The following is a 21,558-nucleotide window of genomic DNA, read 5'->3' as shown; positions in this document are numbered from 1 at the left end:
GTATCGTGCTCCATTAAGTTAGCAGTATGAGACAATCTATTACATTCTTATTGGCGGGTCTGCTGCTTCTGACTGGCTGTTCCTCGATTCAAACGGAAGCTTCCGGCGTTACGGATCATGATCCATTGATCATCGCACATCGCGGAGCTTCGGCCGTCCAGCCCGAGCATACATTTTCTGCTTATGATCAGGCGCTGATGGATGGAGCAGACTATATCGAGATCGATTTGCGCAGGACAGCGGATGGTGAACTGGTTGCCATGCATGATGAAACGGTCGATAGGACGACAGATGGCAAGGGCTTGGTCGAGGAGCTGACCTTGGAGGAGATAAAGTCACTCGACGCCGGGGAAGGGCAAACGGTACCTACCTTGGGAGAAATTTTGGATTGGTATGGCAGTGAAGTGCATTATTATATCGAAACGAGGGAGGATGAAGCAGGAGAGCTTGTCATGGAGGAAGAATTACTGCAATTGCTGGGGCAGTATGCTATCCCCAGGGATCAAGTCCTCCTGCAGTCGTTCAGTAAAGACAGCATTCGCACCTTGCATGAACTGGATCCGCAGCTTACGCTTGTACAGCTGCTGAAGAAGAAAGATGTCGAGCGGCTCGATGAAAAGGATCTTCAAGCATTAAGCGGAACGGCAATTGGTGTCGGCATTTATGCCGGGATCTTGGACGAAGCGACAGTAGACTTGATTCAGCAGCATGAATTGGAGATCCATGCTTATTACCGAGGTGACGAAAGAGAGTGGACAAAGGAGATGCTCCAATACGAAGTGGATGGTATCTTTTCCGATGATCCGGCATATTTGATGAATGAGTTGAAGGAATAGATCATGGATAGTGATTTATTCCCTTTTTTGCGTGGAGATGTTTAGCTTCGTGCCGGGGTGATATAGAAATATCATGCAGCAAATGAAGGGAGACTTTTCTATGAAAACAGTCGCAACGGCAGGAGGCATATTTGGTATCATCGCTTCACTCCTAGCCATGTTTTTCACTTTGATCGACGATTCGTATACAGTGGGCAACTTCGGGCTGCTCGGAATTGCAGCTGGCATTCTGGGTATTATCGGCGCCATCCTGATTGAGCGCAAACCAGTGCTCGCTGGAGTCCTGCTGATTGCAGCTGCAGCAGTCGGTATCTATGGCGTGCTATTATACTTCCTCTTGCCTGGAGCCTTGATGCTCATCGCCGCATTTGTGAAAATGAGCCGCAGGGGCAGCGGTTATTGAAGGAGGCATACCAATGGTGGTATGCCTCCTTTAGCGGAACCGAATGATAATCTTAGCTTATGTATTCGCTTGACGCTCGATTTCAGCTTTCAATCTTTTTTCAGGAGCAAAATCCCTTTCCCAGTTTTTCGGTTTGAGTACTTTCCCGTCACTTTCCCGATACTTAGCAACACCGTTGTGCAGCTTGCCCATATTGGCTTGATGTACAATATCAAACAGTGGCTCTGGCTCAACCCCTAGAATGGCGAAGGAACCATTATTAAAATATGCCTCATCGATCAGTGCATCTGCTTGGGCAACAAGAATATCTTCCACTGGCTTTTGCTCCGCACTCATTTTAGATTTGGCTTTCTCCAAGCCGGCCAGGAATCGTTCATAGAGCTTTTCGAACTCAGGGATGTTACCACCTGCAGTGGCGTATAGCAATTCGATCAATTCTTCCCCTGACCATACTGCACGTTTCAGTGCTGTCTCTTCGCTCATGGGAGTAGGTTTATCATTGTGCAAATGATCGAATGCCAGATGGAATTCTTTCACTTGGTTGTATTGTTTCGTCATCTGTTTATTCCCCTTTAAGGTGTTTAGTCAATAACGCTTAAATACTTTCAATACCCTATATGCCCTCTTCCGTGTAAATGCCTTGGTTAGCTGATAATATTACTTTACCGCAGGTCCGAGCCGACCGCTTCATGCAAGTATGAGGCGGGGAAGACGCTCTCTGCTTCTGATCAAAGGACAAAGATGGGCAAGATCTTGAAAGCTAGGTGTAAAAATCAAAATCTATAAAAAGCTGCTGCATCTTTTTATCCCCACCACATGATGGTTGCAAAAAAAAGACCGTAGGGACACTGGTCCAGCTATGAACAGCATTGAAATCACGTAAGTTGGTGCATCGCCTTTCTGTTTACGTGTGAATAATATTAAGAGAAGCATAGCTATTAGATACAAGATGATACTTATTATACAAAAATCCGTCACATAATAGATAAGCCATGTATCATACACATGCTCCTGCATCCAGTATGCAAGACCTTGGCCGCATAGACCCAGATATGTAGCAAGCAGGAATGAAGTAAAGAAGGAATCGTTTCATGTCTTTTTCCTCTCTGATAAACTAAATATACCATATAGACCCAAATTATGGATTGGAGGATATGTATGGAAAGATTCGTCATTATGACAGTTGGAAAAACTCATAGCGGAAAGACAACATTTGCAAAGGAATTAAAAAAAGACTTGAGGAATGCTGTTGTTATTGATCAAGATGTCCATGCACTTTTTTTACGGAATCACTATCAGGAGCTGCTCCCGCAGTCTGGTCCAAATGATCTGAAATATGCAATCACACAAACTATAATCGATTACGCGGTAAAGAAGACAGATGCACATTTGATAATCAGCAATGCCAATCTTAATCGCACTTCTCGGACAAAACTTCTGGATTATTACCGGAATCAGGGATTTACCAGCATCATCGTTTATTTTGACTTGCCGGAAACCACGCTGAGAAGGCGGATAGCTGATGGAAATCGGGACACGGCCATGCTTCGGACTGTTTCCGGATTCGGGCAGATCCTGGACAGGCAGATGGATGAAGCAGGGGAGCCCTCGGCAGATGAGGCAGACCATCAATTTGTCATAAGGGATGAAAATGACGTTTTAAATATCATCAACAAAATTCTAAGTACAATAAAAAATTAAAAAGAGGGAGTGTCCTCCCTCTCTGATAGATTAATATCCATATCCGTAGTAAGGATATGTGTAATACGGGTATGGATAAGGGTAGTATGGGTAAGGCCGGGGGCGGTAATAATAAGGCGGATAAAGCAAACTGCTGCCGATCAGCCCGCCAATGACACCGCCAAGGAATGGAGCGCCATAACCGAACCCAGGACGGCCGTAGCCAAATCCAAAACCAGGCCGGCGGCGGTATTCATCCGTATAGACCGGATAGGAATATGGAACTTGTTCGTCAGCTTGATATGGAACAAGCGTATGGTTTTGATCTTGCATGAAAACACCTTCCTTTCTGTGCCAGTGTATGAGGGCAAAGAGCGGAAGGCGCAGGACAGCTGCCTAATGAGCGTTTTTTAATTGAATGTATCGCGAAGGATGGCAGCTATCGGAATAAGCAATGCAAGAATTGGAACGAAGGCCCATATCCAGGTATGCTGGGGTCGTTTGTTTTCCTCTTTCATTTTCTCTATCTCGAGCTCAAGCAAACGGATGCGTTGTTCCAAGTCTTCCTTCATACTTCATCCTCCTTAGGCTTGTCTTTCGTATTCTTAATAAAAAGTGCCCCCGTTACATTGTAGCAAACAAGAGGCAGCTTCATGCTTATGCAATGACGGTTGATGTAATTCCTGCAATGCCGCCGTTCCCAGATACAGCGTTGCTGACAGATCTTTTATAAGATACATATGAAATGTAAAGGGCGATCGTTGCGCCGATCAGGGATAAGGCCAGGCCTATATAGGATATCACCGTGGCGATGAATTCATATCTTTCCTCTTCGACAATGCTGATATTGTTATTCAACTGATCATCGCTCCTTCCTCACGCTAGCTTATGCATCGATGGGCGGATGGTGCCTTTTTTTGATCAATCGTTTGATTAGCTGTGCTTTTAGGAATTATCTGTTCTTTTGCTCAGGGAAAAACTATTAGCTGTCGGCTATTCATATGGCAGTTTGAAAAAACGTTGCTATAGACCCACCCGTTGGTCGGCTGATATGATGATGGAACTGGAATGAAAGGGCTGACGAGGCGTTGGAAAATGAAAAATACAAGGAGTTGAAGATGGGAGAGCGCGGAGTCTATATCAGTATCGGTGCTTATCTCGTCTTGTCCTGTTTAAAATTGATTATCGGATTCATTAGTGGGTCTGCTGCTTTGCGAGCGGATGGTTTGAATAATGCTACGGATATCGTGGCTTCCGTTGCTGTGCTGATCGGACTCAAGCTGGCGCGGAAACCGCCGGATGCAGATCATCCGTATGGTCACTGGAAAGCGGAGACGGTCGCAAGTCTTATTGCTTCCTTCATCATGATGACAGTCGGTCTGCAAGTGCTGTATACAGCTGTATTGAATATATTTGATGGTTCCAATGAGGCGCCGGATATGCTCGCCGCTTGGACAGGCGTATTCGGGGCCATCGTCATGCTCTTCGTGTATCGATATAATATGCGGCTCGGATCAAAAATAAACAGTCAATCTGTTAAGGCGGCAGCAAAGGATAATTTGTCCGATGCCCTTGTGAGCGTGGGTACAGTGGTCGGCATCGTCGGCTCCCAGCTTGGTTTGCCTTGGCTGGATCCGCTGGCAGCAATCATCGTTGGCTTGATCATATGTAAGACTGCTTGGGATATTTTCACATCCTCTTCCCACCAGCTTACCGATGGATTCGATGAAACACTGATGGCTGCATATACAGAAACCATTATGCAGATTCAAGGGGTAAAAGGCATCAAGACAATGAAGGCCAGAAGCTATGGCAATAATGCCATCGTCGATACCGAGATTTTGGTCAATTCCACACTGGATATCCGAAAAGCCCATGATGTGGCAACGACAGTCGAGAAGACCCTGAAACGGGAGCACGGGGTATATTGGGTCAATGTCCACGTAGAACCGCAATAAAAAGCCAGAAGCGTACAAGCTTCTGGCTTTTTGCTTACTCGATGATCAGCATATTATGTTCGTCGAACTTCCAATGCTCGCTGAATGCCACTTCCCAATAATAGCCGTCGGGATCGGTGAAATAACCGCTGTAGCCGCCCCAATCGACACGCTGCGGCTGCTTGACGATCGTGGCACCTGCACGGGCAGCTTTGTCAATCACATAATCCACTTCTTGTGCAGTTTTTGCATTGTAGGCCAGTGTAAAGCCGGGGAAGCCGGGAGCAGCTTGAGGCGGATTATCTGCATTGATATCCTTCTGCAATTCTTCAAGCGGGAAGAGTTCAAGCTTCGTTCCCCTATTGTTGAAAAAGACGATATTCGGTGAGTTTTCCTTTACGCTTGTCTCAAAATCCAAGCCATCACGGTAAAATGCGAGTGAAGCTTGCATATCTTTGACACCTAAACAAATCAAATTGATCTGGTTCAATGCGAACACTCCTATCGTTTTTTTTGTCCCCGGTTCCTGAGCCATATGCTTATGTTGAAGAGAATCATGATTACTGCAGCCGCAAGGAGCACCGTCATGAGCATCAGCGTTCCTGTATTGGTGAAGTTGTTATAGATGCCCATTGCAAAACCGCTCAGCATGATGAATAAGTACATCCAGGTTTTTCTTGTCATGTTCGTGCCCCTTTATGGAATGAGTAAGCCTGAAAGCATTTTTTGCGTGATGTGATTGAGTTCTGGCAGGTCATCTAGAGGGAAATACCGCAAATCAAGGCTTTCCCCATCAAGCATGGTGAATTCTCCTGAAATGTCGTAGGCCTCATAAACAGAAATGACATTGTATACTTCATCCCCATTCGGGTACTTGGCATAGAACTCGGGCCCGGAACATACACGCAGGAAACCGAAGCGTTCTGCACGAAGACCCGTCTCCTCGAAAAGCTCGCGCCTGGCTGTATCCTCCAATGACTCTCCCAGCTCCAGAGCCCCGCCCGGAAGCCCCCAATCCTTCGTATCCGATCTCAGCTGCAGGAGCAGCTCGCCGAACTCATTCCGGACGATCACACCGGCGCCAGCCATGACCAGCGGCCGGCTGCCCACCACTTCACGCAGATCCATGATATAGTTTGCCAACCTAACTACTTCCTTTCATCCTTCGGGTAGATGGTATCTTTTGTGCGGGGGAAAAGCGAATTGGAGATGCCGTAACTGATCAGGTAGCTGACGAGCAAGCAGATACCCACAATGACCAGGTTGTCATGGAGCAAATAGAGTAAAGCACTCAGTCCGCCCAGCACGATATAGATCCCGACATTCAAATACAAGCGTTTCGTCTGATTATCGAATTTCATGTTGTACGTCCTTTTCTGTCATACTTGTTGATTTATTGCTAGCTTCATTATACCAGTGCCGGCATAATTTCCAAAAGAAGAGCGTATATCCGGAATGGTTGTCCCATATAGTGTACAAATGCGCGGTATGGGAGGAAGTACGAATGACAAGAAGATGGATTGCAGGAGCCATGGCATCAGCGTTGTTTATCATGCTGCTCGCGTACTATGTACCGAAAATCGTCACCACAGAAGAATCTTCCCATTCCTGGTCTTTGCCATTAGCCGGGAAGACGATCGTAATCGATCCGGGTCATGGCGGTGTGGATGGCGGGGCGGAAGGTGCAGATGGCACACAGGAGGCAGGAATTACGTTAGCCGTCTCCAAAATGCTCCGGGATTATTTGCAGCAAGCAGGGGCGCTTGTCTATCTGACCAGGGAAGACGATGCGGATTTGGCAGATGAAGATACAAAAGGACTCTCCAATCGTAAATCAGAGGATATCCGGAATCGGGTAGCCTTTATCGAAGAAAAGGAAGCAGACTTTTATATCAGCATCCATACAAATGCATTGCTTTCTACGAGATGGTCAGGAGCCCAGACGTTTTATAATGAAAACAGGGAAGGCAGTAAAGCGTTGGCTACTTTTATCCAGGATGAAATCAAGCGCAATCTGGAAAATACGAAACGAGTACCGCTGGCCTTGAATACGATGTATCTTCTGAAACATGCGGAACCTACAGGAGCGCTTGTCGAGATCGGATTCATGTCGAATCCGCAGGAGTTGGAGCTCTTGAAGGATACATCGTACCAGGATAGAATGGCCTTCAGTATTTATGAAGGCATTCTCCGTTACACGACAGAGAAGATACCGGAGGATGAATGACCGAGCGCCGCTTGCCTAGCAGTCTTAAAGATGTGTTATACTAGCGGTAAAAGCAGTCTGGAAACCGTTTTCCGGAACAAGCTAGGTAGGGGGCGTTCACATGGTGACAGAAGAAAAAGTACGGGAGCTTTTGAATGATATCGAAGATCCTTTTCTACATACGACGCTGGGTGAAACCGGCGCCATCGCAGATATCCGGATCAAGGAAGAGAAACGTCATGTCAGCGTGAAGATTTTGGTTGGCAAGACGAATACAGCTGAACAGATGCAGCTGCAGCAGGAGGTTGTCAATGTCCTGAAAAGTGCAGGGGCAGCCACGGTGGGTCTGCGTTTCGATCAGCTTCCGCAGGAAATCGTGGACCGCTATAGCCAAACCCAATCCTCCGGCAAGCAGAAGTCATTGCTGGATAAAGATACGAAAACGAAATTCATCAACATTGCCAGCGGTAAAGGCGGTGTCGGTAAATCAACCGTCACGGTCAACTTGGCAGTGGCACTGGCCCGAATCGGCTTCAAGGTCGGTATCATCGATGCGGATATATACGGCTTCAGTGTGCCGGAAATGATGGGTATCGAGAAGCGCCCGGAAGTAGTCGATGACAAAATCACACCAGTGGAGCGTTTTGGCGTGAAAGTCATTTCCATGGGCTTCTTCGTCGAGGACAATGGTCCGGTCATCTGGCGCGGCCCAATGCTTGGAAAAATGCTGACAAGCTTCTTCAAGGAAGTGCAATGGGGCGATGATTTGGACTACTTGCTTGTCGATCTTCCTCCGGGGACAGGGGATGTGGCCTTGGATATTCATACGATGCTGCCATCCTCCAAGGAGATCATCGTCACTACACCGCATCCTAATGCAGCCTTCGTCGCGGCGCGTGCCGGGCAGATGGCTATCCGAACCGAGCATGAAATCCTCGGCGTCGTGGAAAACATGGCATATTACGAAGTGCAGGCCACAGGTGAGAAAGAATATGTATTCGGCCAAGGAGGCGGGGACAAGCTTGCAGATGCACTTGATACGGAAGTGATCGGCCGCTTGCCTCTGGCGCAGCCTTATAAAGAAGAAGGCGTCTTTGCACCGGCTGTCTACCAGGAGGATCATCCGCTTGGAGATGCGTATGATGACTTGGCAAGAGCGATCCTGGAAAAATATATGCAATGACCAAAAAGCTGAGAGTATTTGCTCTCAGCTTTTTATTTGGCTTTTGTAATACAACCTTGAAGCAGGAGTGCTGTAGCCTCGTATTTACACTTGCTATAGCAGAGGTGGTTTCCGTCATTTTGCTTCTTCTTTCTGTTTTGACTGGGCTTCTTCCAATGCTTTTTGGACGGTTTGCATCAGCTTCTGTTCAAACATAGGTGTTTCAGCGGACTCTTGGATTGTCTTTTCCAGTTCTTTTCGGAATTCCTGGCTTTTCATCACATTCAGCATTTGCTCCTGTACCTTCGGATCCTGCAGGAGCTGCAGGAGCTGCTTTTGGAAATCGGAATCATTCATCAAATCTTTGACAAGCTTCTTCTGCTCAGGTCCGATATTTTTCGCGAAAGCAGCTACAAATTCCGGATCCTCGAAGCGTTCTTTCCAGAATTTCTGTCCTTCTTCCGAGGTCCATGATTTATTGATGGCATCTTCCACTTTGCTGGCATCCAGCGAAACCAAATCCTGCATCGTCTCATCAGACATCACTTCCGAAATGGCTTTCTTGCCTTCATCCGTCTTCAATATATCGGCGACCATCTGCTTGGTCGTATCATAATCCGGCTGGCTGCTTTCGGCGGCTTGCCCGCCTGTGCATGAAGCAAGCACGAATAGGGATAATATCAGGATCGGCACTAACCGTACAAACATAATCACGTGCTCCTTCCACTTTTAGTAAGTACACTTACTTTGCGCAGAAGGAGCCATGTTTATGCATCAATTCACTTCTTTCAGCTCCGGGGATCCCCCGGCAATCAATTCGCTGACTGTCACATAATGATAGCCTTTATTCTTCAGTGCCGGAAGGATGGTTTCCAGGGCCTTTTCGGTCTGTTTGACGGAGTCGGAAGCATGCAGCTGGATGATATCGCCATTGCTTGCTTCCTCCATGACTTCATCGACGATGAGCTGCGTGCCCGGATTGCGCCAGTCCTGCGGATTCACACTGTATTGGATCACCTTCAAGCCGAGCGTCTCGGACAATTGAATAATCTCTGTTGTGAAATCTCCTGTTGGCGCACGGACTAATTCGATATCCTCGTGACCGAGTTTCCGGAATATCTCTTTAGCGTAGGATAGATCCTTTCTTATTTGGGCAGGCTCTTGTTCGATATAGCTCTTGTAACGGTATCCCATCATTCCGAGTTCATGCTTATCTTCGACGATGCGATCGACGATTTGCGGATGTCGCTCTGCCCATTCGCCGCTGACAAAGAAGGTTGCTTTCACATTCTGTTCTTTCAATTCATCCAGTATAGGGATGGCTTGCGTATCTCCCCAGCTTATATTGAAGGTGAGGGCAATATTAGGCTCATCCTTGCTTCCTTGAGTCAGGGCTGCTGGTTTTTCCTTTGAGGAAAAGACGGATAATGAACTGCTCGTCTCCATCCAGATGATCAGTGCCGTGAACATTGCTGCTGCAACGACGAATGCCCATCTTTTCCATTTGTTGAAACGGAATACATAAAAGTGCTGCATGCATATCATTCCCTTCGCTGCTCCCGTAATGTAGTTCCATTCTATGCATGCCTGTCCCCGAACATGATGCTTGTCTGCAACTGTTACATAGAAAGGACAATATTTTTACAAAAAATGATTCTATTTCGGTCAGCTGGGGGACACCAATAGGAGAGCAAGCGGATCGGAGCGAATGGAGGCCGATCGAATGGATGCAAAAGAAGTCTACATGCTCTTGGACCTCTTAAGACGGATTGACGGAGGAAGAAGTGAAGGCTGGAAGCAGGCAGCTATAATGAACTGAAAAGCAAAGAAAAGCACCCGGTGCAGAGGTCGGCACCCTGCTGGTGGCATTAGGGGGAGTAATCTTAGCAGCTGCGCTCTCTGTTATGACTTCGGAATCAGTAAGATGTCATGTTTGAAAGAAGCCCCTGCAACTTGATTGATGGGAAGCACAGCCATTGGATGACTTCTCACGGCATACGCTCTCGGGTGTGGAGAAGGGACAGCCTCATGAATGAAACAGAAACGAGGGGGATATCCTCTGGGTGTACGCTGCAGAATGTGCTCGTTTGCGGGGTGTTGATAGGTGCGGCAGTAATCGTTTCTTTCTCCATTGGAATGCGGGAATGACAATGGCGTTTACATGCTCAATGAAGAAGACTCTCCAGACATTGACTGCAGGATTTACTGTCATCTGAAGGAAATCATCAAAGCCACCTGTGATAGGAATAGAGGAAAAGTAGGAAAGCTCCGTTGGATGCGGAGCTTTCCTTTATGTTAAAATGGACTGATGCTGGCCCATGGATGGCGTTTCCCTTCTATAGTCAGATAGCTCCATACAAGGGCCTCTCGGCGGCTTTTGAAAATTAATAGAAAAAAGCTGTTGACTCATATCGAAATAGGTCGTATACTGTTAAACGGCGCTAAGGTAAGACAAAAAAACGTGCCGGACAGATTATCAAGTTTTTTAAAAAAGTTGTTGACAAAAACAATTGAGACATGATAAGATGTTCTAGTCGCTGAAACGAGCGACAACAACTTGATTCTTGAAAACTGAACAAAACAACCAATTACGAACTAAACGACATGATCGTAAGATCAACGTCAGCTCTGACGAGCAATGCATCAACACTTTCATGGAGAGTTTGATCTTGGCTCAGGACGAACGCTGGCGGCGTGCCTAATACATGCAAGTCGAGCGCAGGAAACCAGATGACCCCTTCGGGGTGAATCTGGCGGAATGAGCGGCGGACGGGTGAGTAACACGTGGGCAACCTGCCTGTAAGACTGGGATAACTCCGGGAAACCGGGGCTAATACCGGATAGTATTTCCTTTCTCCTGATCGGAAATGGAAAGACGGTTTCGGCTGTCACTTACAGATGGGCCCGCGGTGCATTAGCTAGTTGGTGGGGTAACGGCCCACCAAGGCGACGATGCATAGCCGACCTGAGAGGGTGATCGGCCACACTGGGACTGAGACACGGCCCAGACTCCTACGGGAGGCAGCAGTAGGGAATCTTCCGCAATGGACGAAAGTCTGACGGAGCAACGCCGCGTGAGCGATGAAGGCCTTCGGGTCGTAAAGCTCTGTTGTCAGGGAAGAACAAGTACAAGAGTAACTGCTTGTACCTTGACGGTACCTGACCAGAAAGCCCCGGCTAACTACGTGCCAGCAGCCGCGGTAATACGTAGGGGGCAAGCGTTGTCCGGAATTATTGGGCGTAAAGGGCGCGTAGGCGGTTTCTTAAGTCTGATGTGAAAGCCCACAGCTTAACTGTGGAGGGTCATTGGAAACTGGGGAACTTGAGTGCAGAAGAGGAGAGTGGAATTCCACGTGTAGCGGTGAAATGCGTAGATATGTGGAGGAACACCAGTGGCGAAGGCGACTCTCTGGTCTGTAACTGACGCTGAGGCGCGAAAGCGTGGGGAGCAAACAGGATTAGATACCCTGGTAGTCCACGCCGTAAACGATGAGTGCTAGGTGTTAGGGGGTTTCCGCCCCTTAGTGCTGAAGTTAACGCATTAAGCACTCCGCCTGGGGAGTACGGCCGCAAGGCTGAAACTCAAAAGAATTGACGGGGGCCCGCACAAGCGGTGGAGCATGTGGTTTAATTCGAAGCAACGCGAAGAACCTTACCAGGTCTTGACATCCGCTGACAACCTTGGAGACAAGGCGTTCCCTTCGGGGACAGCGTGACAGGTGGTGCATGGTTGTCGTCAGCTCGTGTCGTGAGATGTTGGGTTAAGTCCCGCAACGAGCGCAACCCTTGATTCTAGTTGCCAGCATTCAGTTGGGCACTCTAGAGTGACTGCCGGTGACAAACCGGAGGAAGGTGGGGATGACGTCAAATCATCATGCCCCTTATGACCTGGGCTACACACGTGCTACAATGGATGGTACAAAGGGCAGCGAAGCCGCGAGGCTAAGCAAATCCCATAAAACCATTCTCAGTTCGGATTGCAGGCTGCAACTCGCCTGCATGAAGCCGGAATCGCTAGTAATCGCGGATCAGCATGCCGCGGTGAATACGTTCCCGGGCCTTGTACACACCGCCCGTCACACCACGAGAGTTGGTAACACCCGAAGTCGGTGAGGTAACCTTTTGGAGCCAGCCGCCGAAGGTGGGATCAATGATTGGGGTGAAGTCGTAACAAGGTAGCCGTATCGGAAGGTGCGGCTGGATCACCTCCTTTCTAAGGATAATTGGAACTACTACTTCGTAGTAGACACGTAATTGGGTTGTTTGTTCAGTTTTGAAGGATCAAGCTGTAAACTGCATATCCTTATAGATGGGCCTATAGCTCAGCTGGTTAGAGCGCACGCCTGATAAGCGTGAGGTCGGTGGTTCGAGTCCACTTAGGCCCACCATCTATTTTTTATTCGGGGCCTTAGCTCAGCTGGGAGAGCGCCTGCTTTGCACGCAGGAGGTCAGCGGTTCGATCCCGCTAGGCTCCACCATTATGTGAACCTTGAAAACTAGATAAGAAACAACATGCCAGAACATCAAACTTTAAAGCAAGACAATATATATTGTCGCGATTTAATGCATCATGCGTTATTAGTTAAGTGAAGAAGGGCGCACGGTGGATGCCTTGGCACTAGGAGCCGATGAAGGACGGGACTAACACCGATATGCTTCGGGGAGCTGTAAGTAAGCTTTGATCCGGAGATTTCCGAATGGGGGAACCCGCTATCCGTTATTGGATAGTACGCATTACTGAATACATAGGTGATGCGAGGCAGACCCGGGGAACTGAAACATCTCATTACCCGGAGGAAGAGAAAGCAAATGCGATTTCCCAAGTAGCGGCGAGCGAAACGGAATCAGCCCAAACCAGAAGGCTTGCCTTCTGGGGTTGTAGGACACTCCTTTGGAGTTACAAAGAAACCATGTAGACGAAGCGGCTTGGAATGGCCCGCCATAGAAGGTAAGAGCCCTGTACTTGAAATGTGGTTTCCTCCGGAGTGTATCCTGAGTACGGCGGAACACGTGAAATTCCGTCGGAATCCGGGAGGACCATCTCCCAAGGCTAAATACTCCCTAGTGACCGATAGTGAACCAGTACCGTGAGGGAAAGGTGAAAAGCACCCCGGAAGGGGAGTGAAATAGAACCTGAAACCGTGTGCCTACAAGTAGTCGAAGCCCGTTAATGGGTGACGGCGTACCTTTTGTAGAATGGACCGGCGAGTTACGATCCCCTGCAAGGTTAAGTTGAAAAGACGGAGCCGCAGCGAAAGCGAGTCTGAATAGGGCGACATAGTAGGTGGTCGTAGACCCGAAACCGTGTGATCTACCCATGTCCAGGGTGAAGGTCAGGTAACACTGACTGGAGGCCCGAACCCACGCACGTTGAAAAGTGCGGGGATGAGGTGTGGGTAGGGGTGAAATGCCAATCGAACACGGAGATAGCTGGTTCTCTCCGAAATAGCTTTAGGGCTAGCCTCAAAGGATGATGGTTGGAGGTAGAGCACTGATTGGACTAGGGGCCCTCATCGGGTTACCGAATTCAGTCAAACTCCGAATGCCAATCAATCTACTTTGGGAGTCAGACCATGGGTGATAAGGTTCATGGTCGAAAGGGAAACAGCCCAGACCGCCAGCTAAGGTCCCAAAGTGTGTGTTAAGTGGAAAAGGATGTGGCGTTGCTTAGACAACCAGGATGTTGGCTTAGAAGCAGCCATCATTGAAAGAGTGCGTAATAGCTCACTGGTCGAGTGACGCTGCGCCGAAAATATACCGGGGCTAAACACACCACCGAAGCTGCGGATTGACATCTACGATGTCAGTGGTAGGAGAGCGTTCTAAGGGCTGTGAAGGTCGATCGTGAGGACGGCTGGAGCGCTTAGAAGTGAGAATGCCGGTATGAGTAGCGAAAAAAGAGTGAGAATCTCTTTCATCGAAAGCCCAAGGTTTCCTGAGGAAGGCTCGTCCGCTCAGGGTTAGTCGGGGCCTAAGCCGAGGCCGAAAGGCGTAGGCGATGGATAACAGGTTGATATTCCTGTACCACCTAAATCCGCTTGAACGATGGGGGGACGCAGGAGGATAAGGAAAGCGCGCTGCTGGTCATGCGCGTCCAAGCCGTGAGGAAGTTGAGCAGGCAAATCCACTCAACATGATTCCAGGCGGTTATGGGGAGGGAAATTTAGTACCGAAGTTCCTGATTTCACACTGCCAAGAAAAGCCTCTAGTGAGGAAATAGGTGCCCGTACCGCAAACCGACACAGGTAGGCACGGTGAGTAACCGAAGATGATCGGGAGAACTCTCGTTAAGGAACTCGGCAAAATGACCCCGTAACTTCGGGAGAAGGGGTGCTTCTTTTTAGGAGAAGCCGCAGTGAAAAGGCCCAAGCGACTGTTTAGCAAAAACACAGGTCTCTGCAAAGCCGTAAGGCGAAGTATAGGGGCTGACACCTGCCCGGTGCTGGAAGGTTAAGGGGAATGGTTAGGGACTTCGTCCCGAAGCTGTGAACCGAAGCCCCAGTAAACGGCGGCCGTAACTATAACGGTCCTAAGGTAGCGAAATTCCTTGTCGGGTAAGTTCCGACCCGCACGAAAGGTGCAACGACTTGGGCACTGTCTCAACGAGAGACCCGGTGAAATTATACTATGCGTGAAGATGCGCATTACCCGCGACAGGACGGAAAGACCCCGTGGAGCTTTACTGTAGCCTGATATGGAATGTTGGTACAGCTTGTACAGGATAGGTGGGAGCCTTGGAAACCGGAGCGCCAGCTTCGGCGGAGGCATCCGTGGGATACCACCCTGGCTGTATTGACATTCTAACCCAGAACCGTCATCCGGTTCGGAGACAGTGTCAGGTGGGCAGTTTGACTGGGGCGGTCGCCTCCCAAAGAGTAACGGAGGCGCCCAAAGGTTCCCTCAGAATGGTTGGAAATCATTCGTAGCGTGCAAAGGCAGAAGGGAGCTTGACTGCGAGACCTACAAGTCGAGCAGGGACGAAAGTCGGGCTTAGTGATCCGGCGGTGCCGTATGGAAGGGCCGTCGCTCAACGGATAAAAGCTACCCCGGGGATAACAGGCTTATCTCCCCCAAGAGTCCACATCGACGGGGAGGTTTGGCACCTCGATGTCGGCTCATCGCATCCTGGGGCTGTAGTCGGTCCCAAGGGTTGGGCTGTTCGCCCATTAAAGCGGTACGCGAGCTGGGTTCAGAACGTCGTGAGACAGTTCGGTCCCTATCCGTCGTGGGCGTTGGAAGTTTGAGAGGAGCTGTCCTTAGTACGAGAGGACCGGGATGGACGCACCGCTGGTGCACCAGTTGTTCCGCCAGGAGCACAGCTGGGTAGCTACGTGCGGAAGGGATAAGTGCTGAAAGCATCTAAGCATGAAGCCCCCCTCAAGATGAGACTTCCCATCATTTTAAATGAGTAAGATCCCTCAGAGACGATGAGGTAGATAGGTTCGAGGTGGAAGCGTGGTGACACGTGCAGCTGACGAATACTAATCGATCGAGGACTTAACTAAAAAACGAAAAGCGGAAAAGGCCGTTTAGAAACGTAGGAATAAGCGAGAAAGCCCGTAGTGGAGTGTACTTCTTCACGAAGGGATTTATCGCTTAGGCCATAGTTTCTGGCCCTTGGAGCTGGATCTAGCCGCAGCGCCAGATCCCTTAGTAAGTCAACGCCAAAGACCAAGCACTCCGGTGCTTGGCACGCATGAGATGTACAGCATGAATGTTTCTTATCTAGTTTTGAGGGTTCATTCCATATGAATTCTTGAATTGTCTGGTGGTAATAGCGAAGAGGTCACACCTGTTCCCATGCCGAACACAGCAGTTAAGCTCTTCAGCGCCGATGGTAGTTGGGTTCGCCCCGTGAGAGTAGGACACTGCCAGGCAAGGTTGAGGACTCCAACTGCTTTTGCAGCGAAGGAGTCTTTTATTTTCCTTAAATAGAGTATTGTATTATGTTATGAAACATGATATATTATTCAAGCTGCTTCATAAGGAAGCAGCGTAAACAAAAAAACATGTTGACAACGAGAGTTGAAACATGATATGATGTTCTAGTCGCCAAGTGAGCGGCAGAACGAAATTGATCTTTGAAAACTGAACAAAACAACCAATTACGAACTAAACGACATGATCGTAAGATCAACGTCAGCTCTGACGAGCAATGCATCAACACTTTCATGGAGAGTTTGATCTTGGCTCAGGACGAACGCTGGCGGCGTGCCTAATACATGCAAGTCGAGCGCAGGAAACCAGATGACCCCTTCGGGGTGAATCTGGCGGAATGAGCGGCGGACGGGTGAGTAACACGTGGGCAACCTGCCTGTAAGACTGGGATAACTCCGGGAAACCGGGGCTAATACCGGATAGTATTTCCTTTCTCCTGATCGGAAATGGAAAGACGGTTTCGGCTGTCACTTACAGATGGGCCCGCGGTGCATTAGCTAGTTGGTGGGGTAACGGCCCACCAAGGCGACGATGCATAGCCGACCTGAGAGGGTGATCGGCCACACTGGGACTGAGACACGGCCCAGACTCCTACGGGAGGCAGCAGTAGGGAATCTTCCGCAATGGACGAAAGTCTGACGGAGCAACGCCGCGTGAGCGATGAAGGCCTTCGGGTCGTAAAGCTCTGTTGTCAGGGAAGAACAAGTACAAGAGTAACTGCTTGTACCTTGACGGTACCTGACCAGAAAGCCCCGGCTAACTACGTGCCAGCAGCCGCGGTAATACGTAGGGGGCAAGCGTTGTCCGGAATTATTGGGCGTAAAGGGCGCGTAGGCGGTTTCTTAAGTCTGATGTGAAAGCCCACAGCTTAACTGTGGAGGGTCATTGGAAACTGGGGAACTTGAGTGCAGAAGAGGAGAGTGGAATTCCACGTGTAGCGGTGAAATGCGTAGATATGTGGAGGAACACCAGTGGCGAAGGCGACTCTCTGGTCTGTAACTGACGCTGAGGCGCGAAAGCGTGGGGAGCAAACAGGATTAGATACCCTGGTAGTCCACGCCGTAAACGATGAGTGCTAGGTGTTAGGGGGTTTCCGCCCCTTAGTGCTGAAGTTAACGCATTAAGCACTCCGCCTGGGGAGTACGGCCGCAAGGCTGAAACTCAAAAGAATTGACGGGGGCCCGCACAAGCGGTGGAGCATGTGGTTTAATTCGAAGCAACGCGAAGAACCTTACCAGGTCTTGACATCCGCTGACAACCTTGGAGACAAGGCGTTCCCTTCGGGGACAGCGTGACAGGTGGTGCATGGTTGTCGTCAGCTCGTGTCGTGAGATGTTGGGTTAAGTCCCGCAACGAGCGCAACCCTTGATTCTAGTTGCCAGCATTCAGTTGGGCACTCTAGAGTGACTGCCGGTGACAAACCGGAGGAAGGTGGGGATGACGTCAAATCATCATGCCCCTTATGACCTGGGCTACACACGTGCTACAATGGATGGTACAAAGGGCAGCGAAGCCGCGAGGCTAAGCAAATCCCATAAAACCATTCTCAGTTCGGATTGCAGGCTGCAACTCGCCTGCATGAAGCCGGAATCGCTAGTAATCGCGGATCAGCATGCCGCGGTGAATACGTTCCCGGGCCTTGTACACACCGCCCGTCACACCACGAGAGTTGGTAACACCCGAAGTCGGTGAGGTAACCTTTTGGAGCCAGCCGCCGAAGGTGGGATCAATGATTGGGGTGAAGTCGTAACAAGGTAGCCGTATCGGAAGGTGCGGCTGGATCACCTCCTTTCTAAGGATAATTGGAAAAGGTGAAGCGACTGTTCAAAAGCGTACGGATAGATCAGATCGGTTACAGACTCCGGGTTTTGGAGTCAGGAAACGAGATGAACTATACGCTAGCTTTTAGGAGCTGAACCTGGACATTGGAACTACTACTTCGTAGTAGACACGTAATTGGGTTGTTTGTTCAGTTTTGAGAGATCAATCTCTCTTGTGAACCTTGAAAACTAGATAAGAAACAACATGCCAGAACATCAAACTTTAAAGCAAGACAATATATATTGTCGCGATTTAATGCATCATGCGTTATTAGTTAAGTGAAGAAGGGCGCACGGTGGATGCCTTGGCACTAGGAGCCGATGAAGGACGGGACTAACACCGATATGCTTCGGGGAGCTGTAAGTAAGCTTTGATCCGGAGATTTCCGAATGGGGGAACCCGCTATCCGTTATTGGATAGTACGCATTACTGAATACATAGGTGATGCGAGGCAGACCCGGGGAACTGAAACATCTCATTACCCGGAGGAAGAGAAAGCAAATGCGATTTCCCAAGTAGCGGCGAGCGAAACGGAATCAGCCCAAACCAGAAGGCTTGCCTTCTGGGGTTGTAGGACACTCCTTTGGAGTTACAAAGAAACCATGTAGACGAAGCGGCTTGGAATGGCCCGCCATAGAAGGTAAGAGCCCTGTACTTGAAATGTGGTTTCCTCCGGAGTGTATCCTGAGTACGGCGGAACACGTGAAATTCCGTCGGAATCCGGGAGGACCATCTCCCAAGGCTAAATACTCCCTAGTGACCGATAGTGAACCAGTACCGTGAGGGAAAGGTGAAAAGCACCCCGGAAGGGGAGTGAAATAGAACCTGAAACCGTGTGCCTACAAGTAGTCGAAGCCCGTTAATGGGTGACGGCGTACCTTTTGTAGAATGGACCGGCGAGTTACGATCCCCTGCAAGGTTAAGTTGAAAAGACGGAGCCGCAGCGAAAGCGAGTCTGAATAGGGCGACATAGTAGGTGGTCGTAGACCCGAAACCGTGTGATCTACCCATGTCCAGGGTGAAGGTCAGGTAACACTGACTGGAGGCCCGAACCCACGCACGTTGAAAAGTGCGGGGATGAGGTGTGGGTAGGGGTGAAATGCCAATCGAACACGGAGATAGCTGGTTCTCTCCGAAATAGCTTTAGGGCTAGCCTCAAAGGATGATGGTTGGAGGTAGAGCACTGATTGGACTAGGGGCCCTCATCGGGTTACCGAATTCAGTCAAACTCCGAATGCCAATCAATCTACTTTGGGAGTCAGACCATGGGTGATAAGGTTCATGGTCGAAAGGGAAACAGCCCAGACCGCCAGCTAAGGTCCCAAAGTGTGTGTTAAGTGGAAAAGGATGTGGCGTTGCTTAGACAACCAGGATGTTGGCTTAGAAGCAGCCATCATTGAAAGAGTGCGTAATAGCTCACTGGTCGAGTGACGCTGCGCCGAAAATATACCGGGGCTAAACACACCACCGAAGCTGCGGATTGACATCTACGATGTCAGTGGTAGGAGAGCGTTCTAAGGGCTGTGAAGGTCGATCGTGAGGACGGCTGGAGCGCTTAGAAGTGAGAATGCCGGTATGAGTAGCGAAAAAAGAGTGAGAATCTCTTTCATCGAAAGCCCAAGGTTTCCTGAGGAAGGCTCGTCCGCTCAGGGTTAGTCGGGGCCTAAGCCGAGGCCGAAAGGCGTAGGCGATGGATAACAGGTTGATATTCCTGTACCACCTAAATCCGCTTGAACGATGGGGGGACGCAGGAGGATAAGGAAAGCGCGCTGCTGGTCATGCGCGTCCAAGCCGTGAGGAAGTTGAGCAGGCAAATCCACTCAACATGATTCCAGGCGGTTATGGGGAGGGAAATTTAGTACCGAAGTTCCTGATTTCACACTGCCAAGAAAAGCCTCTAGTGAGGAAATAGGTGCCCGTACCGCAAACCGACACAGGTAGGCACGGTGAGTAACCGAAGATGATCGGGAGAACTCTCGTTAAGGAACTCGGCAAAATGACCCCGTAACTTCGGGAGAAGGGGTGCTTCTTTTTAGGAGAAGCCGCAGTGAAAAGGCCCAAGCGACTGTTTAGCAAAAACACAGGTCTCTGCAAAGCCGTAAGGCGAAGTATAGGGGCTGACACCTGCCCGGTGCTGGAAGGTTAAGGGGAATGGTTAGGGACTTCGTCCCGAAGCTGTGAACCGAAGCCCCAGTAAACGGCGGCCGTAACTATAACGGTCCTAAGGTAGCGAAATTCCTTGTCGGGTAAGTTCCGACCCGCACGAAAGGTGCAACGACTTGGGCACTGTCTCAACGAGAGACCCGGTGAAATTATACTATGCGTGAAGATGCGCATTACCCGCGACAGGACGGAAAGACCCCGTGGAGCTTTACTGTAGCCTGATATGGAATGTTGGTACAGCTTGTACAGGATAGGTGGGAGCCTTGGAAACCGGAGCGCCAGCTTCGGCGGAGGCATCCGTGGGATACCACCCTGGCTGTATTGACATTCTAACCCAGAACCGTCATCCGGTTCGGAGACAGTGTCAGGTGGGCAGTTTGACTGGGGCGGTCGCCTCCCAAAGAGTAACGGAGGCGCCCAAAGGTTCCCTCAGAATGGTTGGAAATCATTCGTAGCGTGCAAAGGCAGAAGGGAGCTTGACTGCGAGACCTACAAGTCGAGCAGGGACGAAAGTCGGGCTTAGTGATCCGGCGGTGCCGTATGGAAGGGCCGTCGCTCAACGGATAAAAGCTACCCCGGGGATAACAGGCTTATCTCCCCCAAGAGTCCACATCGACGGGGAGGTTTGGCACCTCGATGTCGGCTCATCGCATCCTGGGGCTGTAGTCGGTCCCAAGGGTTGGGCTGTTCGCCCATTAAAGCGGTACGCGAGCTGGGTTCAGAACGTCGTGAGACAGTTCGGTCCCTATCCGTCGTGGGCGTTGGAAGTTTGAGAGGAGCTGTCCTTAGTACGAGAGGACCGGGATGGACGCACCGCTGGTGCACCAGTTGTTCCGCCAGGAGCACAGCTGGGTAGCTACGTGCGGAAGGGATAAGTGCTGAAAGCATCTAAGCATGAAGCCCCCCTCAAGATGAGACTTCCCATCATTTTAAATGAGTAAGATCCCTCAGAGACGATGAGGTAGATAGGTTCGAGGTGGAAGCGTGGTGACACGTGCAGCTGACGAATACTAATCGATCGAGGACTTAACTAAAAAACGAAAAGCGGAAAAGGCCGTTTAGAAACGTAGGAATAAGCGAGAAAGCCCGTAGTGGAGTGTACTTCTTCACGAAGGGATTTATCGCTTAGGCCATAGTTTCTGGCCCTTGGAGCTGGATCTAGCCGCAGCGCCAGATCCCTTAGTAAGTCAACGCCAAAGACCAAGCACTCCGGTGCTTGGCACGCATGAGATGTACAGCATGAATGTTTCTTATCTAGTTTTGAGGGTTCATTCCATATGAATTCTTGAATTGTCTGGTGGTAATAGCGAAGAGGTCACACCTGTTCCCATGCCGAACACAGCAGTTAAGCTCTTCAGCGCCGATGGTAGTTGGGTTCGCCCCGTGAGAGTAGGACACTGCCAGGCAGTTCT

Annotated in this window: 16 protein-coding genes, 2 tRNA genes and 6 rRNA genes; 14 read left to right on the top strand and 10 right to left on the bottom strand. The window is 49.7% G+C overall.

The window, feature by feature from the left end:
• Positions 1-26: 26 nt before the first annotated feature.
• Together MHI54_RS07835 and MHI54_RS07830 are read left to right on the top strand one after the other, a co-directional pair.
• Positions 27-836: a glycerophosphodiester phosphodiesterase family protein gene (locus tag MHI54_RS07835; protein WP_340082827.1), complete on the top strand. Its 810-nt coding sequence runs from the start codon at positions 27-29 to the stop codon at positions 834-836.
• A gap of 100 nt (positions 837-936) precedes the next feature.
• Complete coding sequence (locus MHI54_RS07830; protein WP_095216581.1) at positions 937-1,239, top strand: hypothetical protein; 303 nt, start codon at positions 937-939, stop codon at positions 1,237-1,239.
• A 57-nt stretch (positions 1,240-1,296) separates the two neighbouring features.
• On the opposite strand, the gene MHI54_RS07825 is transcribed toward MHI54_RS07830, so the two are convergent.
• Positions 1,297-1,797: an HAD family hydrolase gene (locus tag MHI54_RS07825; RefSeq protein WP_340082824.1), complete on the bottom strand. Its 501-nt coding sequence runs from the start codon at positions 1,795-1,797 to the stop codon at positions 1,297-1,299.
• 600 nt (positions 1,798-2,397) lie between these two features.
• Between MHI54_RS07825 and MHI54_RS07820 the strand changes: the two genes are divergently transcribed.
• Entirely contained in the window at positions 2,398-2,940 is a 543-nt protein-coding gene (locus tag MHI54_RS07820) for an ATP-binding protein (protein ID WP_095216583.1), read from the top strand.
• A gap of 30 nt (positions 2,941-2,970) precedes the next feature.
• Here the strand turns inward: MHI54_RS07820 and MHI54_RS07815 are convergent, their stop codons facing one another.
• From MHI54_RS07815 to MHI54_RS07805, 3 genes are all read right to left on the bottom strand, one after another.
• Entirely contained in the window at positions 2,971-3,252 is a 282-nt protein-coding gene (locus MHI54_RS07815; RefSeq protein ID WP_095216584.1) for a hypothetical protein, read from the bottom strand.
• A 77-nt stretch (positions 3,253-3,329) separates the two neighbouring features.
• Positions 3,330-3,491 (bottom strand): hypothetical protein, encoded by a 162-nt coding sequence (locus MHI54_RS07810; RefSeq protein ID WP_158221563.1) that lies wholly within the window; start codon positions 3,489-3,491, stop codon positions 3,330-3,332.
• A gap of 85 nt (positions 3,492-3,576) precedes the next feature.
• Complete coding sequence (locus tag MHI54_RS07805) at positions 3,577-3,777, bottom strand: hypothetical protein (protein ID WP_095216585.1); 201 nt, start codon at positions 3,775-3,777, stop codon at positions 3,577-3,579.
• A gap of 230 nt (positions 3,778-4,007) precedes the next feature.
• On the opposite strand from MHI54_RS07805, the gene MHI54_RS07800 reads away from it, so the two are divergent.
• A complete protein-coding gene (locus tag MHI54_RS07800; RefSeq protein WP_095216595.1) occupies positions 4,008-4,877 on the top strand; it encodes a cation diffusion facilitator family transporter in 870 nt (289 codons plus the stop codon).
• Positions 4,878-4,911: 34 nt separating this feature from the next.
• On the opposite strand, the gene MHI54_RS07795 is transcribed toward MHI54_RS07800, so the two are convergent.
• Genes MHI54_RS07795 through MHI54_RS07780 form a run of 4 tightly spaced genes read right to left on the bottom strand, consistent with a single transcriptional unit; the run spans position 4,912 to position 6,217 of the window.
• Positions 4,912-5,346 (bottom strand): VOC family protein, encoded by a 435-nt coding sequence (locus tag MHI54_RS07795; protein WP_340082820.1) that lies wholly within the window; start codon positions 5,344-5,346, stop codon positions 4,912-4,914.
• A gap of 11 nt (positions 5,347-5,357) precedes the next feature.
• The gene (locus MHI54_RS07790) at positions 5,358-5,540 is read right to left on the bottom strand and encodes a hypothetical protein (protein WP_095216587.1); all 183 of its coding nucleotides are present in this window, start codon (positions 5,538-5,540) and stop codon (positions 5,358-5,360) included.
• Positions 5,541-5,552: 12 nt separating this feature from the next.
• Positions 5,553-5,984, bottom strand: a complete 432-nt coding sequence (locus MHI54_RS07785; protein WP_095216596.1) for an NUDIX hydrolase — start codon at positions 5,982-5,984, stop codon at positions 5,553-5,555.
• A 20-nt stretch (positions 5,985-6,004) separates the two neighbouring features.
• Complete coding sequence (locus MHI54_RS07780) at positions 6,005-6,217, bottom strand: hypothetical protein (protein ID WP_095216588.1); 213 nt, start codon at positions 6,215-6,217, stop codon at positions 6,005-6,007.
• A gap of 143 nt (positions 6,218-6,360) precedes the next feature.
• Here MHI54_RS07780 and cwlD point away from each other — a divergent pair, with 143 nt between their 5' ends.
• Together cwlD and MHI54_RS07770 are read left to right on the top strand one after the other, a co-directional pair.
• The gene (gene cwlD / locus MHI54_RS07775; protein WP_095216589.1) at positions 6,361-7,083 is read left to right on the top strand and encodes an N-acetylmuramoyl-L-alanine amidase CwlD; all 723 of its coding nucleotides are present in this window, start codon (positions 6,361-6,363) and stop codon (positions 7,081-7,083) included.
• Between the two features lie 100 nt (positions 7,084-7,183).
• Complete coding sequence (locus MHI54_RS07770; protein ID WP_095216590.1) at positions 7,184-8,245, top strand: Mrp/NBP35 family ATP-binding protein; 1,062 nt, start codon at positions 7,184-7,186, stop codon at positions 8,243-8,245.
• A gap of 114 nt (positions 8,246-8,359) precedes the next feature.
• Here MHI54_RS07770 and gerD read toward each other — a convergent pair whose 3' ends face one another.
• On the bottom strand, positions 8,360-8,932 hold the full coding sequence (gerD, locus tag MHI54_RS07765) for a spore germination lipoprotein GerD (RefSeq protein WP_095216591.1): 573 nt from the start codon (positions 8,930-8,932) through the stop codon (positions 8,360-8,362).
• Positions 8,933-8,998: 66 nt separating this feature from the next.
• Positions 8,999-9,760 (bottom strand): polysaccharide deacetylase family sporulation protein PdaB, encoded by a 762-nt coding sequence (pdaB, locus tag MHI54_RS07760; protein ID WP_340082816.1) that lies wholly within the window; start codon positions 9,758-9,760, stop codon positions 8,999-9,001.
• Positions 9,761-10,875: 1,115 nt separating this feature from the next.
• Between pdaB and MHI54_RS07755 the strand changes: the two genes are divergently transcribed.
• The 8 genes from MHI54_RS07755 to rrf (MHI54_RS07720) all read left to right on the top strand — a co-directional run bounded on the left by MHI54_RS07755 (position 10,876) and on the right by rrf (MHI54_RS07720) (position 21,552).
• A 16S ribosomal RNA gene (locus MHI54_RS07755) occupies positions 10,876-12,437 on the top strand.
• A gap of 98 nt (positions 12,438-12,535) precedes the next feature.
• Positions 12,536-12,612, top strand: a tRNA-Ile gene (locus MHI54_RS07750).
• Positions 12,613-12,626: 14 nt separating this feature from the next.
• Positions 12,627-12,702, top strand: a tRNA-Ala gene (locus tag MHI54_RS07745).
• 102 nt (positions 12,703-12,804) lie between these two features.
• Positions 12,805-15,729, top strand: a 23S ribosomal RNA gene (locus MHI54_RS07740).
• Positions 15,730-15,988: 259 nt separating this feature from the next.
• Positions 15,989-16,101 (top strand): 5S ribosomal RNA (gene rrf, locus MHI54_RS07735).
• 291 nt (positions 16,102-16,392) lie between these two features.
• Positions 16,393-17,954 (top strand): 16S ribosomal RNA (locus tag MHI54_RS07730).
• Between the two features lie 301 nt (positions 17,955-18,255).
• Positions 18,256-21,180, top strand: a 23S ribosomal RNA gene (locus tag MHI54_RS07725).
• 259 nt (positions 21,181-21,439) lie between these two features.
• Positions 21,440-21,552, top strand: a 5S ribosomal RNA gene (gene rrf, locus MHI54_RS07720).
• Together the 16S, 23S and 5S rRNA genes with 2 tRNA genes alongside form the textbook arrangement of a ribosomal RNA operon.
• The last annotated feature ends 6 nt before the right edge of the window (positions 21,553-21,558 follow it).

This window comes from Terribacillus sp. FSL K6-0262 (assembly GCF_037977385.1).
Classification (GTDB): Bacteria; Bacillota; Bacilli; order Bacillales; family Amphibacillaceae; genus Terribacillus.
This window is presented reverse-complemented; position numbering and strand designations above follow the sequence as displayed.

Excerpts from the sequence above, each read along its gene's own strand:
- MHI54_RS07835 (WP_340082827.1), top strand. The coding sequence starts at position 27 with ATGAGACAATCTATTACATTCTTATTGGCGGGTCTGCTGCTTCTGACT.
- MHI54_RS07830 (WP_095216581.1), top strand. The coding sequence starts at position 937 with ATGAAAACAGTCGCAACGGCAGGAGGCATATTTGGTATCATCGCTTCA.
- MHI54_RS07825 (WP_340082824.1), bottom strand. The coding sequence starts at position 1,797 with ATGACGAAACAATACAACCAAGTGAAAGAATTCCATCTGGCATTCGAT.
- MHI54_RS07820 (WP_095216583.1), top strand. The coding sequence starts at position 2,398 with ATGGAAAGATTCGTCATTATGACAGTTGGAAAAACTCATAGCGGAAAG.
- MHI54_RS07815 (WP_095216584.1), bottom strand. The coding sequence starts at position 3,252 with ATGCAAGATCAAAACCATACGCTTGTTCCATATCAAGCTGACGAACAA.
- MHI54_RS07810 (WP_158221563.1), bottom strand. The coding sequence starts at position 3,491 with ATGAAGGAAGACTTGGAACAACGCATCCGTTTGCTTGAGCTCGAGATA.
- MHI54_RS07790 (WP_095216587.1), bottom strand. The coding sequence starts at position 5,540 with ATGACAAGAAAAACCTGGATGTACTTATTCATCATGCTGAGCGGTTTT.
- MHI54_RS07785 (WP_095216596.1), bottom strand. The coding sequence starts at position 5,984 with ATGGATCTGCGTGAAGTGGTGGGCAGCCGGCCGCTGGTCATGGCTGGC.
- MHI54_RS07780 (WP_095216588.1), bottom strand. The coding sequence starts at position 6,217 with ATGAAATTCGATAATCAGACGAAACGCTTGTATTTGAATGTCGGGATC.
- cwlD (WP_095216589.1), top strand. The coding sequence starts at position 6,361 with ATGACAAGAAGATGGATTGCAGGAGCCATGGCATCAGCGTTGTTTATC.
- MHI54_RS07770 (WP_095216590.1), top strand. The coding sequence starts at position 7,184 with ATGGTGACAGAAGAAAAAGTACGGGAGCTTTTGAATGATATCGAAGAT.
- gerD (WP_095216591.1), bottom strand. The coding sequence starts at position 8,932 with ATGTTTGTACGGTTAGTGCCGATCCTGATATTATCCCTATTCGTGCTT.
- pdaB (WP_340082816.1), bottom strand. The coding sequence starts at position 9,760 with ATGCAGCACTTTTATGTATTCCGTTTCAACAAATGGAAAAGATGGGCA.